This window comes from Halonotius pteroides (assembly GCF_003605635.1).
Taxonomy (GTDB): domain Archaea; phylum Halobacteriota; class Halobacteria; order Halobacteriales; family Haloferacaceae; genus Halonotius; species Halonotius pteroides.
In genome coordinates, this window is the sequence record NZ_QMDW01000005.1 from 66,956 (window position 1) to 84,602 (window position 17,647).

The 17,647-nt window shown below is 57.9% G+C and carries 13 protein-coding genes; 6 read left to right on the plus strand and 7 right to left on the minus strand.

Features of this window, described 5'->3' with window-relative positions:
• Positions 1–81 precede the first annotated feature (81 nt).
• From DP106_RS04820 to DP106_RS04845, 6 genes are read right to left on the minus strand one after another with little or no spacing between them, the layout of a single operon-like run.
• Positions 82–1,932, minus strand: a complete 1,851-nt coding sequence (locus DP106_RS04820) for a hypothetical protein (protein ID WP_120083782.1) — start codon at positions 1,930–1,932, stop codon at positions 82–84.
• Positions 1,932–4,256, minus strand: coding sequence for a VirB4 family type IV secretion system protein (locus DP106_RS04825; protein ID WP_120083783.1), 2,325 nt, complete (start codon positions 4,254–4,256; stop codon positions 1,932–1,934). The genes DP106_RS04820 and DP106_RS04825 overlap by 1 nt, the downstream gene beginning before the upstream one ends.
• Complete coding sequence (locus tag DP106_RS04830) at positions 4,253–5,872, minus strand: DUF7139 domain-containing protein (RefSeq protein ID WP_133305099.1); 1,620 nt, start codon at positions 5,870–5,872, stop codon at positions 4,253–4,255. The genes DP106_RS04825 and DP106_RS04830 overlap by 4 nt, the downstream gene beginning before the upstream one ends.
• Positions 5,865–6,356, minus strand: a complete 492-nt coding sequence (locus DP106_RS04835; RefSeq protein WP_120083785.1) for a hypothetical protein — start codon at positions 6,354–6,356, stop codon at positions 5,865–5,867. Before DP106_RS04835 ends, DP106_RS04830 begins: the two co-directional genes overlap by 8 nt.
• A complete protein-coding gene (locus DP106_RS04840) occupies positions 6,353–6,658 on the minus strand; it encodes a hypothetical protein (RefSeq protein WP_120083787.1) in 306 nt (101 codons plus the stop codon). The genes DP106_RS04835 and DP106_RS04840 overlap by 4 nt, the downstream gene beginning before the upstream one ends.
• The gene (locus DP106_RS04845) at positions 6,655–7,317 is read right to left on the minus strand and encodes a hypothetical protein (protein ID WP_120083788.1); all 663 of its coding nucleotides are present in this window, start codon (positions 7,315–7,317) and stop codon (positions 6,655–6,657) included. The genes DP106_RS04840 and DP106_RS04845 overlap by 4 nt, the downstream gene beginning before the upstream one ends.
• Before the next feature lie 340 nt (positions 7,318–7,657).
• On the opposite strand from DP106_RS04845, the gene DP106_RS04850 reads away from it, so the two are divergent.
• The 4 genes from DP106_RS04850 to DP106_RS04865 all read left to right on the plus strand — a co-directional run bounded on the left by DP106_RS04850 (position 7,658) and on the right by DP106_RS04865 (position 11,880).
• Complete coding sequence (locus DP106_RS04850; protein ID WP_120083789.1) at positions 7,658–8,200, plus strand: hypothetical protein; 543 nt, start codon at positions 7,658–7,660, stop codon at positions 8,198–8,200.
• Between the two features lie 124 nt (positions 8,201–8,324).
• Positions 8,325–10,649, plus strand: coding sequence for an Ig-like domain-containing protein (locus DP106_RS16050; protein ID WP_205738882.1), 2,325 nt, complete (start codon positions 8,325–8,327; stop codon positions 10,647–10,649).
• Positions 10,646–11,149, plus strand: coding sequence for a hypothetical protein (locus DP106_RS04860; protein WP_112077719.1), 504 nt, complete (start codon positions 10,646–10,648; stop codon positions 11,147–11,149). The genes DP106_RS16050 and DP106_RS04860 overlap by 4 nt, the downstream gene beginning before the upstream one ends.
• Positions 11,146–11,880: a DUF192 domain-containing protein gene (locus tag DP106_RS04865; RefSeq protein ID WP_120083790.1), complete on the plus strand. Its 735-nt coding sequence runs from the start codon at positions 11,146–11,148 to the stop codon at positions 11,878–11,880. Before DP106_RS04860 ends, DP106_RS04865 begins: the two co-directional genes overlap by 4 nt.
• Before the next feature lie 69 nt (positions 11,881–11,949).
• Here the strand turns inward: DP106_RS04865 and DP106_RS04870 are convergent, their stop codons facing one another.
• Positions 11,950–12,204, minus strand: coding sequence for a hypothetical protein (locus DP106_RS04870; RefSeq protein ID WP_120083791.1), 255 nt, complete (start codon positions 12,202–12,204; stop codon positions 11,950–11,952).
• Positions 12,205–12,215: 11 nt separating this feature from the next.
• Between DP106_RS04870 and DP106_RS04875 the strand changes: the two genes are divergently transcribed.
• Both DP106_RS04875 and DP106_RS04880 read left to right on the plus strand, forming a co-directional pair.
• A complete protein-coding gene (locus DP106_RS04875; protein ID WP_120083793.1) occupies positions 12,216–12,752 on the plus strand; it encodes a hypothetical protein in 537 nt (178 codons plus the stop codon).
• 249 nt (positions 12,753–13,001) lie between these two features.
• On the plus strand, positions 13,002–17,276 hold the full coding sequence (locus tag DP106_RS04880) for a hypothetical protein (protein WP_133305100.1): 4,275 nt from the start codon (positions 13,002–13,004) through the stop codon (positions 17,274–17,276).
• The last annotated feature ends 371 nt before the right edge of the window (positions 17,277–17,647 follow it).

A 17,647-nucleotide genomic window follows, 5' to 3' on the forward strand; every position in this document is an offset into this window, starting at 1 on the left:
ACCCCCGAACGATGCGAACACGAAGAGAGATTCGCTTACGTCCTACACGCCTATTCCAAAACAACCAGCGGTGGGCTAAAGCTAGAGCCCTCCACCGTCGTCGTTGTTGCCTTCATTACCCATTTCGTCGGGCGTGGACGCCTTCCCGCCAGATGCTCGGCCAAACTCCGAAGTGATCATCGGCTGGGATGACCGACGACCCATAGAGTGTGCGAGATACGAGTTCCCACCGACACCACCAGTCATTGCGGCCACGCCGGTCCTCGTCGTGAACGCCCCGGCTTTGACGCCAGCTTTGCCCACAGTCTTACCCCTGTCGACTCGACGCTTCCGGACCGACGTCGCGTCAACCTGCGACTGTGCTTCCTCGACACGCTGACCGGCATCGCGCTGCTCGGCCTTCGCAGACTTGTACTTCTGTGTGAGGTTGACGGCGCGAGGAGCCCCGTCCGTGCCCACGTAGCTCATCTTCACGTCATTCGTGTCGGGGTCGGTCTTGAATTTCGGCGTCTGTCCTTCGACGGGCTCGGCGTCGAGGAACCCCTGCTCATTCGCCTCGGCCATATCCATGTCGCGTGACGCCATCGAGTTCTGAATGAACTTGGCCTGCGAACCGGCGGCCTGTTCACCCTGTTGCGCCTCGTTCAGGGAGGACTTCGCCTTATTGAGCTTCTGGGTTGTCCCGGCATATCTGGAACGCTGGGCTGCTTGCTTGCCCGCGACGTTCTTCGCTTTTCCTACCGCACCCTTCGCCCGGGTCGTCATCCGACTTGCTAATCCCGACCCACCTGCACCCACGTTCGCACTTCCGGCGCCTCCGGCACCTGCACTCGAGGCAGACGCAGACGCGCTACCACTCGATGCACCACCAGCAGTTCCACCGGCCGCCGCGCCACTACCGCCGCTACCGCCTGCTGCACTGCCGGCCGCGGATGCACCACCGCCTGCTGCACCGACAACGGCGCCACCGACAGCCGCCGTGACAGCCAACGTCGCGACCGAAGCGGCTTCACCAGCCCCGATGGGCTGGCCGGCCCACGAAATGAGCTTCCAGATCGTCACGATCAGCAAGACTGGGAAGAGAAGCATTAGCGCAAGTTCGGCGAACACAAGGCCGATGTTCCCAATAATGCCACTCTTTGCGGTCTGGAGAATCGCGCCATGCTCAATGACCTGGAACGTCAGCACAATCACGGCGATTACCGGCCCGGCTAACAGGGAAAACACACCCATCCGCATGAACGTCGCGCCGACGCTGCCGACGGACTTCAGCGGGCCGCGCCCTGCGAACCAGACAACCGCGAAGAACGGAGTTCCGATGTAGGCCATCCAGATCATGAACCAGCGCAGAAGCAGGAAGAATATCGACAGTAACAGTGCCAGGATTGCGAGAATCGCGGCGACTATCGAGACGATGAACTTCAGCACCCACACACCGAATGTGGTGGAGGCTCCAACAAGCCCGTTCTCGTACCCGTAATTGACACCACTACCCGGGTCAAGGTTCAAGATGGCAACCGTTACAGCGTTTGTCGCATCAATCGCGAACCCCCATGCAGGCTGGGAGATGCCAATAAACAGCAAGATCATCACGACACGGACGACAAGATCCAACAACCCGGATTCACGATCTTCGCTGAACGGCCACGCGATGAGCGCGAGCGCGATCATTATCGGAAGCAAGACAAGTGATATCTCGAACATTCCGGTCCACGCGTTGCCCGCTGTCGCTGATTCATACGGGTTCGGGACCTTCAGCAGACCCTTGATGAGTTCGTCCGTCAGTGCCGTCGATAGTTCGGTCGCAATCGCGTCAGCCGTGTCCGCGATCCACCCAAAGAGCGCCTCCGCTATCGCCTCAGGAATGTCACCCAGCCCGAGTTGGAGGGGGACGAACGTCATTAGCAGGAGCGGTTCGACCGGTATCGCCATTAACGATCACCAGAGCCGGATGTCAAGGGGTTCGTCGTGTCGTCGTCAGCGATACTCTCGGACTGCTCCTGCGACGTTCTGTCTTCTGCGAGCTCACTCGACAGTTCCATGTCCAGCTCTCGAGTCGACACCGGAGGCATTTCCGACATCTCGAGATCGGGCTCCGTATTGGGATCAGCGTCATCGGGACGCATCGATCCCTCGATTTCCTCGATGTAGTCCCACGGGTCGAGGTCGTCGTCGATCATGTAGTGCTCGAAGTCACCGGAGTGGATCTCAAGACGGCGTCGCCCGTGCTTTGTCGTCGACAACAGACATCCGGAGTACCCGGAATCCTGTCCACGTGGAGCCGATTGGAGGTACTTCACCTCGGCCGGGGAAAGATCGAAGTACTCCTTTGTCGCGTCCGAAACAGACTGTGCGTAGAACAGGAGCTTGATGTCACAGTTCTCATAGATTTCGCGACGAGCGTCCGTCCGCATAAACTCGTGAGCCGTCTGACTCATCAGGGTGAGGCCCGCGTCGTAGTGGCGTGCGTGCCTGATGAAGAGGTTGATGAGATCCCGCGTCGATTCACGCCCCAGGAGGTAGTGGGCCTCATCAAAGGTCACGTCGAAGCGATCTGGCGACCGTTTGGCCTCGAGGTACGCCCACTGGAGCATCGCATGGAGGATCAGCGGCATCTCGCCTGTGTCGGCAAACGAACTCATGTCCATCACGACGAGACGCGAGTTCAGTTCGAGGTTCGTTTGGCCGTTCAGGTTCGCGTTGATACCACCTGGCTTGAACGACTCGAACTTCGGTTCCAGCGCCTTCGCAACCTCCTGGTGCTTCTTCGAGGGCGTGAACACTGCCATCGGCACAGAAATGTGCGTCTCCGTGACTGGGTTGCCGTCCTCGTCGAGGATGTCCAACTCCTGGAAGTGCTCGAACACCGCCTCGTCGACGAGGTCCGATTCGAGCGCCTCCATGAAACCACCTTCTGTGATGATTTTCACACCCTGGATGAGATCGTCGATGATGGGTGATTCATTCGCGTAGGTGTCGTACTCGCCAAGAATGATGCCCTTCGAGAGGTAGGCGTAGTGCGTCGCTTGGATGAGCATACCCTCTTCCGCAGCAGGGAGCCCGCCACGGTCTTCGTAGTGGGTGTTCAGCATCTCTACCACGGAACGCACCGTGAGCGGGTAGGTATCCTCGGACGCACCAATCTCGCCCGTGGGTGCTGAGATATCCATCGGATTTACTTTCTGCGACCCACCAAAGCGGATGACCTCGCCACCCAGTTTCTTTGCGAAGTGTGGATAGTCGTCACCCGCCGGGTCGAACAGGATGCACTGCACCGTGGGGTCGGTCAGCAGTCGGCGGTAGATTTCGAGTTTCCTAGCGTAGGACTTCCCAGAGCCAGTTTTCCCCGAGATGGTCATCCCGAATCCGGAGTGGGCATAGCGATCGAGGATTACTGGACGCGATGTGTCGTCGAAGCCCATCATGATGCCGTCTTCGTCGTAGATCGGCGGCTCGACGAGGTTGAACAGCGTCCCGAGCGCCTCGAGCTGGATGGGGTGGACGTTCTTGATCGTGTCCGTCGCGAGAGGGACAATAGTCCCATTACCCTCGATCTGTTGATGGTGCAGTACCGTCGTCTCGACATCCTGTTCTGCGAGAATGGTGTCAACGCGCTCGCGCATTTCATCAAGTTCCTCGTGCGAGTCCGCGACGAGTTCCATGTAGATGGCGATGTCAAAGACCTTCGTTGTCCCGCGAATCACGTCTTGAAGAATCCGTAGGAGGTCCTCGCGCTCCAATTCCTCCTGGTGGGTGTCCGTCCGACCCTTTCGGGACTTGAGCGTGAGTGCCGTCGTGGTCTGCGTGTAGCGGCGCTGGAGTTGTTTACGTGTCTTTGCTGGGTCTCGTGGCGTGATATGTAGCGAGAGGCGGAGGTTTACGTCCGCGATAGTAAGCGGTACGAGCCACCCAAGGTTGACTTTCCGAGGGAAGGCCGTGACGGTCATGATTTGCGTGACCTTCTCTTCACGGACTTGGAACTCAGGGTGGCGCTCCATTGCTCGCGGCGCGACCAGCTTCTTGTCAAGCGTCTCTCGCTCTTCGAGGGACTCGATAGGGGAGACGAGCGGGACTTCTTCCGCCTGAAGCTGGTAGGCCGCCCACTCGATGTTCTTCCGGGTGGCTTCCCGATCGAGGAGTTCCAGGTATTCGAGTGCGACCTGGGTTTCCTTGCCGGAGAGATCGTCGATCGGAATACGTTCAGGCTCGTCTTCCTCGGGTTCGTTCTTTCCGAGGAGTTTCTCGAGGGGGTTCATTTTGTAGCCTCAGATTCATTTTCAGTCGTCCCGGGGTCCGTGTCAGCGCCAGTATCGGCATCCAGGCCCTCTATATCGACACCGTCGGTGTCGACCTCGGCAACACCGATACCAGGGTCACGACACCTATCAAGGTCGACGCCGGCGTCTTCATCGTCAGTGTCGTCGACGGGGCTGAAGGGAACGCCTGCGCCCCCACCGTCGGTCGCCACATCAGACGCGTCGGGGTCAGGGGCGACTACTAGGTTCGAGAGGTCCACCTTTTGTCTCGAACGTACCGCGAGGACGACAGCGATGAGCAGCGCGAAGATACCCACCGCATACACCTCAAGCGTGAACGTTGTCACGGCGGGATTCGAGTCCCAGTCTTGGGGATACGCCCCAAGGAACAAAGTGAGCGCATAGCCTGCCGCCGCGAGGCCAGCCACTGCGAGTCCCTTCGTCCTTCGCTCCGAAGGGAACAATACGACAAGACTCAGCACGAATCCAGGCAGACTCGCCGCAGCCGTCGCGAACGACACGGTCCGAGCCAGCCAGTAGATGTCCGTACCGCGTTCGGCGATGTTCATCGACCAGATGAACGTGCCGAACGCCCCCACACTGAGCATGAGGCTTAGGAGGCCCAGAAAGACACCCGCGTAGACCGCTCGCGGGACGACCGGGAGTGACCCGTGTCCAATAGGCCCGATATTCCGAGCGTACCAGCTCAGGATACGCGATTCTGCGACGCGCTCGACGGAATCCGGGTGTGCGTACCCACCATCACCAACCGCCGCCAGCGGGTCGGAATCAAATTCGGGTTCGATTTCGGGATGTTCGTCGGAAGCGCGATTGAACTCGTAGTCACCATTCTCATTTGCCTCGGCCTGTGCCGCTTCTTCGGGGGTATAGGCTGCGTTGGCGACCTCCTGTGCCTTATCGGCCGGGAGTGAGAAGCTACCTTGCTCGAACGAGATAGGCGGCTTCTCTCCGTGATAGACTTGGTAGAGGACCTCAAGGACAGCCGGGCGGGTGTCCAGAATCTCGGCTTTCACCTGCGTCTGGGGAAGCTTCGACGCCACGCGCTGGGCGCGGGCCTTCACTTCCTCGATACACTCGGCTTCGTTGTCGGCCTCGACATCGTTCCCGCTAGGCATCAGCGACTGAATCTGGGCCTTGAGGCCATCGTCGGCCTCCTCGTCTTTAGCGACTGCGACCGCGAAATAGAAGTCGCGGTCACGAATCTCCGCGACATCGACGACGCCCCGGAGCCACTCCGTGTGGTATTTTCGGCCGTAGTCGAGCAACGGAGACTCGTCCAGCGGGTCACCATCTTCCTCATCATCGCCCGAATTGATGAGCATACTTTCCGCTTCCTCGAACTGCTTGAGGTAGGGTTCGGGATCGTATGCCGTCGTCATCGAGAGGATCTGTGTCGGGAACTGAACCCCGCGCAGGAACGTCAAGAACGATAGATAGAGGCTTTCTTTGTGTTCTTCAGAGAGAATTAGCCAGTCTCGGGGCTGTATCTGCATCACCATCGCATAGGTGGTAGGCGTTTCCACGACGCCGCCATCACGGACATTCTTGAAATCCATGAGGTCCAGCGTCGAACCGGCGTCTTCGTATTCAGTCATTTGTTTGTCCTCCATACGTCGCGTTCGGCCAATCCGCGTCAAGGCCGTCGTCCGAGTCCGTTGGTTCATCTGTCTCCGTCTCCGCGCCTGTCTCGTCACTGTCATCACGAGTTCCGTCAGCATCGGCGACGACTGGCTTTGGGCGTCCCGTGATCCACGCCTCGAAAGGTTCGTGATACGCGAGATCGTTCTTGTTAGGTTCCGGAGACTTCCAGACGTAATCCGTCCGCCCACGCAGATGCCGTGCCATTGCTGCTGCATATTGCAGGGGGCGCTGTCCCGGCGGGGTGCGGCTATAGATGAACAGTCCCACGAGGAATCCGACGAACACTAACGGGATCGTCACCAGTAGCGGGAGGCCAATAGTGTAGAGAATAAGCGGGATGACAAGTGGCGGCCCCATCGACTCGGCCAGTTTCCGAGCCGAGACACCGAACATCTTCGAGGCGAGAAGGTTAGATGCCACCGGAACGTCCTGGCTCATCTCGCCACCTCCTCAATCTCGGCGTCACCGTCACTCTCCGCCTCGGCTTTAGTATCGGCCTCAGTCTCGCGTCCCGCTTCGATATCGGCGTCCGATTGAGCAGGGGCCGAAACCACATGCTGGGATCGGAGTGCCGGCGGCCATGTTCGTTCAGCGGCGAGAAGTCGCTGTTCGGCTTTCAGCATCATCCCACGCCAGGTCAGCCCGAGACCTTTCCGAACGGAGTCTAACCATTCATACTCCTCTTGGGATCGGATATTGATTCGCGTATTGTAGTCCGAGGGACTCGACGATCGACTCATCGAAAATCACCGTCGTATTCGTCAGCGTAGCCCTCGTAATCATAGCGCGGGTCGACGACATCCCACTCGTCGTGGTCGCCGGGGTGTCGAAGCACATCTTCGACATCCTCGTGTGCGTCCGCGGGATGAACTGTTTCACCGCCTTCGGCGTGTGCCGCCTGAGCATCCCAACGTTGGTAATCTCTTTCCCGGGTATGTTCGGCCGCAACCGACCGCTGCACATGGTTGGGGGAGGGGTTGCGATTCTCCGGCACCTGAGCGACGGCAGCACTCACGTCAAAGTGCTCGGCCTCACCATCATCACGGTCGCCCTCGCTATCGACGTCACTACTGCCGTTCGCGTTAGCGTCCATATCAGTATCTGTGAAGCCAGACAGTGGGAGCTTGGTCGTTGAGCGGGCACTTTGCCGTTCGCGAATCTGCTCGTGCAGTTGCTCGGTGACACTTGTTCGCTCGGCAGAAACGCCAGCGTGGTCACCCGGTCGGGAGTGTGCGAGGTCTGGGTGTAACTCAACGAGGGCTTTGAGGAGGTCTATACTTTCTGCGTGTTTGGCTCCCTCAAGGAGGACGCCGCGCCATATCATCCCGTGCCGATCACGGAGATCGCGGAGGCGGTCAGCTTCTTCCCGAGAGTACCAGTCGACTTGAATTTCAGGCATGGGAGGGTGCTCACATTTCCAAGCTAGAGGACGGGCCCTGTTTGGAGCTCATCGGACAGATGCGGTTACTCCCGCACGTATCGTCACGTGCAGGCGACTCGCGCTCGTCCTGGAGGGGCGAGCCGTCACGCGACGTACCGGTGAGCGACTGGAGTTTAACAGGACTTGCCATCGGCCTTCATAAGCAGCAGCCAGTTAAGGACTTTTCAAATCTACAACAACTGTGACGAATGTAGCGCATGTAGAGGGTGTGGGTAAAGAGAATATTTAGTCGCAGATAGCCTCGGATTAGCCACTCCAAGCGTCGTCGGCACCGCTGGCGACGACAGAACACCATCTCATGAACCCCCTCCAACTAGAGGCCCTTGAACTGTTTATCCACTGGCTCATTCCCGTCGGTGGAGTACTGTCGGCAAGTACCGATGTTGCCCATCTTACAGGTCCATACATTCGAGCAATCACCGGCCCGCTCGTGCCGATCGAAGGGTATCGGACCATCTCCACGTTCACGCGTGTACTATCAGAACTCGTCGGGGACAGCCACGGTCCCCTCCTATATCCGGTCGTTGATACTGCGGCGAACGCACTCCTGCATACCAACACACAGCAGGCGTCGGTTATCCCACTCCAGAGCGGTCCCGACCTCAGCACCCTTATTTCCGATCTAAAGGCCGCAGTTACACTCCCTGGTTGGGTCGGGAGCGCAATCAAGTGGACGGGTCTTATCACGCTCGTCATCGGCATAATTGCGTACTTCATCAGCCCGTCCATCAACAACCGCCGTCGGGGGTTCGTGATGGCAACAACCGGGTTCGTCCTCACGATAATTGGGTTCGCCTTCCCGATCTTCATCAGCCTGATCCACTATGTCCTCTCAGGCTGATTCACGTCGGGATGGAGAGACTGAATCGGCACACAAGGACAGTTGGGCCGATAGGCTCAGAGGACGTATCTACGCCTTCTACGCCGGGTGTTCAGCGAAACTCACCACCACAGATAATGTAGGGATGAAGACCATCGCGAACGCTTTCCGGGGCTGGTCACACGGATTCCGCATCCTCGTGACTGTCCTCTTAGCGACCAGCCTCGTGATCGCACCCGTCACCGTTGTCTACGCCGCGGGTATCGGCCCAATCTATGACATTCCGAGTCCTGAGCCTGGCGTCGATAAGACCTACGACGAAACCTATCGTGTTCTCGCGAACAACGACGTGGATGTCGATCCCGCGGATGTCAGTTACACCGGCTACTTCGAGAACGACTACCCGGCCTACCCAGTCGACCTCGGGCGGGCTACACTGTCACCCTCGCAATCGCTTCGGTATTCCACAACAAGCGATGTCTACATCACGGACCTCTCCGATTACAACGCGATTCCCATCCAGGATGAGTGGAAACCCTACTCCAGCATGCCGTTCTACACAGAAACGCAATTCATCAACGTGCATGAGAAGAACACCTACGACGGGCCAAAAAGTAACGACGGAGAGTGGTTCGTGCGTGCTACTAACCAGTACGGTGAGTGGCGGCCCGTCTATAACGCCGACGTGAAATGGGATCCAGACGCGGAAGAACTCTACGTCTCAAACCCTGACGACGCCCTCGTTCACCAGGCCAAGCACGAGAGCATCATCTCACGGAACCTCCACGCGGCCGAACAATACACGAAGTACGCACAGGACTCAGATCGGATCGCCATCCCGAAAATGAACGGCAGGGAGCTTTACCCCACCTCGAGCGGCGCGAGTATGTCCCGAAAATGGGGGCAGAGTGACTTCAATACAGTCCGCGAGTCATGGGTCGGCATCAACGACCTCTTTGGCGGTGCCTGGTATCGTGACAGATACGTTTCCGGGTCGACCCCAACCCGGGGTGCGTACGTTCCCTATGATCACCGAGCCGTTGCCCCAGCGGATTTCAGTCGAAGTGCAACGTGTACGAGATCGCACACGCACGGAAACAGTACACACTCTCACACCTACCCGAAGACCGAGTGGGCCGAATACGATCTCCTCAATTCGACGGCGAACGTCACGTCCGTCCGACTCGATCGTCCCGGATTCACGGGCGAGTCCGAATGGAACCGATTCGGTAAGGTAACCTGGATCGCGATTGAATCTATATCGAGTAAGAATCTCGAATATCCTCGAGGGGAATACACCCTGACGGCGACCCTCGAAGTCACCAGCGAAGTCGAAACTCGGTGGGGTGTCACCAGCTCGAAATGCAGTGAATGGTCGCGAACGAGTGTGAGCACGAACACTCACACGACGAAATACAGCGTCCCAGTCACCATCACGGACTGGGATTCCCCGAATCTCGAGATCGATGTCGCTCACATCGACGGCGCTGGTCACGACCGCCTCGCCGTGAGGTGGAAGGGCAATCAAGACTTCCCGAGCGACCCCTGGAGAAGGATCAGTGTCAATATCGACAACAAAACCATCCACCTCACCTCTCCGTGGCGGTTCTACGGTATCTCCCGCAACGACGAGGTAGAAGTCCTCACCGGAGGCGGGTCAACCTCTCATAACGCGACGCACACCCACAACGACCGCTGGCCTGCCATCTACCGCTACGAGACAGGCGTCGCCAACGTCACCGCCGCTTTCCCACAGAAGGGTGAAGACAACCAAGTATGGGGATACACGAAAACCGTCGATAGCCAAGTTTCGACGACGCTCCCGGGAGCACCACTTCCTGCCAACGTCAACGATCCCGATAACGATCAGCCGACCGACCTCTACACACATCACGTCATCGACGTCAGATCGAGTGACCTCGACACAGGTGAAGCTGTCACCGTCGACGCCTCGAATCCGTTCGGTGCTCCACTCGACGGGAAGACAGTCTCCGGCGAAGACCAGCTCGAAGTCTATAGCCAACCATACGAGTCAACCGTCCTCCAGATGACAGATGTTAATGTCTCATCTACCGGCGCGGATCACGATGGCGTCCTCGTTCTCACGGACACTGACGGCAACTCCATCAAAAATAAGGAAATCACTGTCACCCAAGATGACGGAACGACATCGACGGTTACGACTGACAATAATGGCCGTGCCAAGATCGCGTGGGACGGATCGGTTCTCCGCGCTCGCTACGACGGCGACGTGTTTTGGTCACCCGGCGACCCCTACTACAAGAGTGACCGACTCCTCTATATCCTGCCGCCCTCACCCCTCGATTTCGAGGCCGTTGGCGCAGTCGGGGAATACATCTCGGCATCAATCAGCAATGTTCTCATCTTCGTCGAGTGGCTCGCCCTCGGGATCTTCGCCGTGTGGTGGGTGCGGATGCGTCGTCGCACCAGCAAGGGGAAATCAGGATGAGCAAGGTTAGTGAATTTACTGAGCCCGCAATCGAACTCCTCGAAATCGCGACCATTATCGGGCGCTACGGAACCCTCATTGCGCTCGTCATCGGTATCATCGGCTGGTGGGGTTACGCGAAAAGTCCTCGAGCGATGGCCCGCTTCCGGGGGATGGCCGTCGGTGGCGGAGCCGGCTACATAGCGATCGTCGCTATCGACGTCATCTACGAGGTTCTCGTGTTCATCCTCGGAAGCAAGTTCCTCCCGGATGGGTGGCCCTACGGCGCCGTGACCGGCGTTCACGAAAGCAACCTCTCCCAGCTCGCCACCGCTCTCAGCATCGTCCTCCACAGCCTTGGCCTCGTCTTATTCATCATCGGTGTGACGTGGTGGGCGTTCGGCAGCCGCGATTCGCGTGCCGAGTCTCGCGGCCGTCGTGGGATCGTAATGGGGCTTACTCTCATCGGTGGAAGCATCGGAGGCAACGTGTTCAGCGTTTTCGCGTGGATTTTGCTATGACCGGCAACGGCCAACGCCCGGACGCCGGAAGAGATTGTGATGGAAATCTCGACCGCAGGCAAGAACAGGGATTTGATCAGGAGCAAGAAGAGTACGGCCCCACGAACCAACCGTTGCTCCCTGAAGACACAATCGCTCGGCGAATTGTTGACCGTCTCAAGAACCCCTGGGTCATCGCTATCCTCATCGTCGTTTTCGTACCGATGGTCGTATGGGTCGGCTATACTGTTCACGCAGACCTGACTTCTCCCGATTACGGGACTGCGACCATCTACGATGAGAGCGGCGACTACCTCGCGTCCGTCGAGGGAAATGTCGCCGCCACATGGCGAGAACAATACACCGGCCTCTCGAATACTGACTCCCTCGAAGATGGTCACGGGATGATTTTTCTCCACGACACAGAACGAGAACGCACCTACGTGATGCGGGACATGGCCTTCCCCATCGATATCATCTTTATCGACAAGGAGGGGCGGATCACCGTGATCCACCACGCTGAACTCGAAAGCAGGGATCCCCTCACAGAGTACCGGGGCCAGTCGAAATACGTCCTCGAAGTCCCCTACTACTGGACCACCGATAACGGCATCGACGTCGGTGATACCGTCGAGTTCCGGTGGGGCCCCCCGCGCACCGAAACAGGTGGGATATCGATAGCCTCCAGTAGCGGCCCTCGCAACGATGTCCCGATCAATTCGAAACGCCGCCCGACGGCCAGCTCTCCGTAATACCGTGCTACGTCAGTGGGGAAAGGAAACCAGCGTGAAAAAGAACGTGTTGTAGGTGGGTCGTTCGTCTCAGTCTGAGTCGCTAGGATGTGCGTCGGACATTGACGGAAGGTACTTGTTCTCGATCATTTCAGCCTGTGGGAAGTCGATTTTTTCAAGAATTTCGTTGATCGCTTCGTCATACGACTTCTCTATCAGGGGGTTGTCGTTCTTGTAGGCGGTCAACCGCGTATGCGTATCCCGGTGGAGGCAGACGTTGATCGTCGTCTCGGGGTCGCGGTCGGTGTTATCACTCGAGGTGGGCTTGGAGCTGTTTGTTGGCACTGCAATCACCTATGGACAAGGAGGCACTGGAGGGTGTTCCAAGTCCAACAATTAGGTGTGCTATTGGTAACCACATAACTGTTCCGGTGAAAACCCCCGTAATCCCGCCCGTTGACACCCTAAAACCGCCGTTCTACATCTGCCACATTAGATGTAGTCTACTCTTCTTTATAATAGATTCTCACCTCTTCCCGGTGGGTAACATGAGCACCCTCCGAACAAAGAAACTCCTGAGAAAGCACAGCACATCCCTCGTCTTGGGAATCCTCGTCCTAGTCGTTTTCGTGGATCCAGTCGCCGCGCAGAGTGGGCCCCCAGCCGATTTCGAGGGTATCATGACCAATCTATACGACACCGTCCTGCTCGTTCTGAAGTACGCTGGCCTCGTGGCTCTCGCCTTTGGCGCGATCGTGTGGTTCACTGCCCGGAAAAACTCCGACCGCGCTGAGAACGGGATGTGGCTCATGATTGGTGGAATGAGCATGACGATTTTCTACTTCGGCGTCACGATCTTCGTGGCTGTCTTGGAGTGGATCGCCACCCCGTAAACCGTCTAGACGGGCTAGACGGTACGGACGCCTTCCCCGCTCGCCGCTCGTGTCCGAATTTCCAATTGTGGGTGGATTAGGTCACAATCCAGTAGCGGCTGAATCAAACGACACAACACAATCCAAAATGACAACAAACAGTCCAATAGTGTGCCTATCTAACCGAATCGCCCGATGGGTTGGGACGCACTCGACCGTTGTACAGTGTCGGCGGAGGGGTGTGTCTACTCGCAAGAAGATGGTGGGCCAATGACTCCCCCATCCACGGACCCCAATCGGGACGATCATGAACAGGACACCCTCCACGATCGCATCAACTCTTTGTCGTCAACGCGCGGAGAAGACTCGACCGAATCGGGACGGGACCACCCCACTCAGAATCAGGAAGAACCGACCAACTTTGACCGCGTCCCTCCGACCGAGAACGAGGTCGATCAGGAGAACGAAGAGCGTGAGGAACAACTCACTCCCTACGAGGTCAAGGGCACGACTGGGCCGGGAAAGAAACTCAGTGATCCGATCGAAGCCCGGCCGTATATCCACATCTCACCCGCCCGTGAGCAAGTCACGCCCGGGAACGTCATCGCGGGGCTTTTTGGCTTATACCGGGCGGGCGTGACGAGCACTTCGCGGTTCAATCTCAAAGCCAGCCTCGGCATCAAGGACTACAAGAAGACCTTTGAGTTTATCATCCACAAGCCGCGGAACACGAAGCGATTCGACTTCTATATCTCCGTGACGCCCTACGAGGCGACTGCGTTCAAGACGCTCGCCGCAAACGTCGCCGCGATGTATCCCGAGTCCTTCGAGTTCGAAATCGTCCCGTTCAACCCCGTCGCGGCGTTTGCCTCAGAAGACGGGAACGCCCGCGTTGGCGGGCGACGTATCGCTACGCTCGACGACATTATCGACCTCGAGAACCTCGCTGGCTTCGAGGACCCCGAGGTTTTTGTGGACCATAGTATTGGAAGCGGACATGATCTTTCTTCCGAGCAGGCTGAAGAACAGCTCGTCAGGGAAGGCGTTCCGCTCCGTCCCGAGGAAGTCCGTGAAGAGAAGCGTCCCTCGCTCGTCCGGTGGAAAGGCATTGCCTCAAAAAAAGACGACTGGATGACGCTGCTTCGGCCGTTCAGCGATTTGGCTATCGACAGCGACGACCAGTATCGCTCGCCGCTCAGTGTGCTCCTTGAGCAGGCCGTCCACACCGACGATCCGTTCATCTTCCAGGCCACCTTCAGGCCACGCTCTAACTGGACTAGTGAGGCTGAAACCCACAAGCGGAACCTCAAAATGGGCAACCACGGGACGCTCTCCGCGTTTAAAAACGAGTTTGCCCGGCAGATGTTTGGAACATCCGACCAGGAACGCCGAAACATCCACCGTGGAGACATCTCCGAGCAGGTCGGAGGGTCCGTCAGCGCCGGCGATGATGACAAGATCACGGGGTCGCGGATGGAACAGATCGACCGCAAACAACCCACCACAACGTTCGACCTCACACTCCGAGCTGCTTGCGACGAACAGACTGTCCAGAGTATCTCAAACGCGTTCACGTCGCTCTCGGGGCCATATTATGGCATCGAGGGGGAACTCCTCGGGTTCAACAACAAAGAGTTCGCCCGCCTGTGCCACGCCCGTCAGGCCAGCATCAGCGGTTTTACCGGGCGCTTCAGTAAAGGTGACCCACTCATCTGTGCCTCTCCCGACGAACTCGCGAACTTCGTCGTCGTCCCGCACACGGACGCCCTCCCGCGAGCCTCGCGTGGGTCATCGGGCGGGTCACCCGACGCTCGATCGCCACTCACGGCAACAGATGAAGACCTGCTCTCGCAGTACGATTACGGAATGCACATTGGGTACGCCGAGACCGCCGTCGACAACCGGCGAGACATTCCCATCCGTCTCAGTGCAGAGCAGCTGACGCACCACATTCTCCGCGCAGCGACGACGGGCGGCGGGAAGACAACCGCAATGGTCAACGATGCGCTGTCGGCCTATCAATCGTTCGACGGCCCCATCTTCGTCTTCGACCGGAAAGGTGGGACGATGGCCGACGAGTACAAGAAAGCACACTTCAAGCAATTCGGCAACCTCGATGACGTCCTCCACGTCCCCGTCCCGGGGCCGAACGACGAGGTGCTTGCTTTCCCGTACTTCGACATTCGACCGCAACTCGCTGCCGGCGTCTCACGCACGGTCGCCGTCCAAGAGAAAGTTGACCGCTACAACGAACTCCTCGTGTACGTGCTGGGCCGAGAAATGACCCAGCAGGCGTTCGTCGCCCAAGAGATCCTCAACAACCTCATCAAGGCGATGTTCGACCCCGTGTACGGCCGGGACGCATGGCCCATCCAAGACCTGTTCCAGGTTGCCTACGAGATGCAGCAGGGGCAACTCCCCGAAGTGAGCGACCGGACGCTTCGCCTCGCTCTCACGCGGCATCTCCACGCCGACGAGCAGCGGTTCCAAACGTCGATCGATGCTGTGATGAACCGCATCACGAAGCTCGCTGAGCGGAGCTTTGTCTGGCGTGTCCTCAATTTCGTTCCCGAGTGGAACGGCGAGAAGGGCTGCTACGCCAACCAATCGCCGATGTTCGACATCCAGGACGTCCTCGCCTCGAAGAAGGTCGTCCTCGTCGATACGGGTGACCTCCGGCCCGCCTCAAGCAATCTGTTTATCTTCATGCTGCTCGACTACATCTGGTCGGGCGCTCGTCTCCGTCATCGACTCAGGAACACCCCGCCGGTCGAGGATGGATACGTTATCAACCTCATCATCGACGAAGCTGCGGCGATGCTCCAGTCCGAACTGGTACGCGACGACATGATTCCTGACGGGCGTGAATTCGGTCTCTCCCTCGAAGTCATCGTCCACTTCGCAGAGCAGGTCAAGGCCGATGCCCTCGACGTCTCCTCGTACAAGGAAATTCTGCGGAACATTAATACGAAACTCATCGGGAAACTCGCCGTCGACGACGAGCTCGTGATGACGCTGTTCCACGAAGGCATCGAGGACGAGGAACTCGTCGACCGGATCACGTCGCTCCCGCGTGGAGAATGGGTCGCTCAACTCCCTGACACCGGGTTCATGACCGATATCCCCGAAATCGTGACGATGCTCCCCGTCGATATCCCCGACGGTCACAGCGATTCTGACAACCCCGTGATCAACAAGACCGTGTCGACGCAGGGTCATGTCTTCAGCGACATCAACGCAGAAATTACCCGTACAACGCGGCGTGACCACTGCCTGCTACCCGGAAGCAACACCGACGCTTCCGACGAGCAGCTCTCAGCCGAACACAGACGCGGCATCAACGGTAGTGAAAATAGCCAGAATCGTGACTTCGAGATTGGCGTGTCCGGCGAGAACCGAGACGCAAACGGCGAAGGCAAGAAGACTGGGTCCAACCCTCAGACGCAACTCGGCACGGGGAGTCCAAACACCCCCAGCACAGAGGGACAACCCCGATCAAACGAGCACGGCGAACACGCCGAATCAGGAGCTAGTCGAGTTCCCGCAGACGACCTCACAGACGATCTCGGTTCACGCCGCCCGCCGCGAGAGACGAACGATGAAAACGAGACCGATGGCGGGGTTCCACGATCAGCTGATGAAGGAGACAGTAATCTGGGAGATCGAGTTGACGGCTTTCTCTACGGTGGAGTTGACCCTAGCTCCGAGGATCCGTCCAAAACCGACGATGCAGACACCGACGAGGAGAGGGGAACAAGTGCCGACAATACAGACGATCAGAGTGCGTCTGATGCCCCCAACGAGAACGCCACTGAGAGTGCCGACAAAAAGGATAGAGAGACTCGAGAAGGTATAAATAAGAGTCTGACAGTTGAAGAACGCCATTTCCTGACCGCGATTGTCACCACAGTCAACGGCAACCACCCTGCCTACGACGTTGTGAACTCGATGGAGAGGATAAAGAATCAGTTTGATGAGGTAGACGAAGAGAAGCTCATCGAACTCGGCTACCTCGAGAAGCGGACCGAAAATCTGCGGGTCTACTACACTGTGACTCGCGACGGCCAGCGAGCGTGTGGAGCGAAGGTCGCTACCGGCGAAGATCAGGGCGATGTGAACGAGAAGACCTACCACAAGGTGATGGTAGAGGCGTTCGCTCGCTCACTCGCCCGTGACCCGAACAATCACTATTTTGTTAAAAAATATACGCCTCTTCACGGGACTGATGTGAAGCCAGACGTGGTCGGCTACGATGGCAAAGATCCCGTCATTATTGGAGAGGTCATCTCAAACGTCCATCCCTCGCTGATGGTCAAGCACTATGACGACTTCAACAGGTTCGACGTCGAGATGAAAATCTGGATTGTGCCCAATCTATCAGTCGCATGGGATATCACTCGAGCCCTCGCAAATGCTGGCCGGATCGACGAACTGCCCCCCAAGAGAAGTAAGCGGACCTACGAGAAGCTCACCGAAGCCATCTGGGGTGAAGATGGTAAGTGGACGTTCGTCGGCGCTCCAAATCTCCTCGATGATCTCGACTAGTCACATCCACGCATTCGCACAAAGTCCGCGCACGACGCGCACGAGCAGTACGGACGCTGTACCCCGCAAATCCGCCTTTTCTAACGCCCCTTCAGCGTCAGCACTTAGTGCGCGCGTTCAAGGCGTTTTAGAGGCTCTAAAACGGCATTTTGAGGTTCAAAGCGAAATCACCGGGTTTGCGGGGGTTTCGAGTGCTCGCAACTTCGCGCAAAATTCGCGTGTGACGCGCATCAGCAGTATGGGAGCTCTATCGTCAGAATCCGCCTTTTCTAACACCCCTTCAGCGTCAGCACTTAGCGCACGTGCGCAAAGCGCTTTAGACAGGCTATCAACCAACCAGATCGCTCCATTCGACACCTCCGGAGTGATTT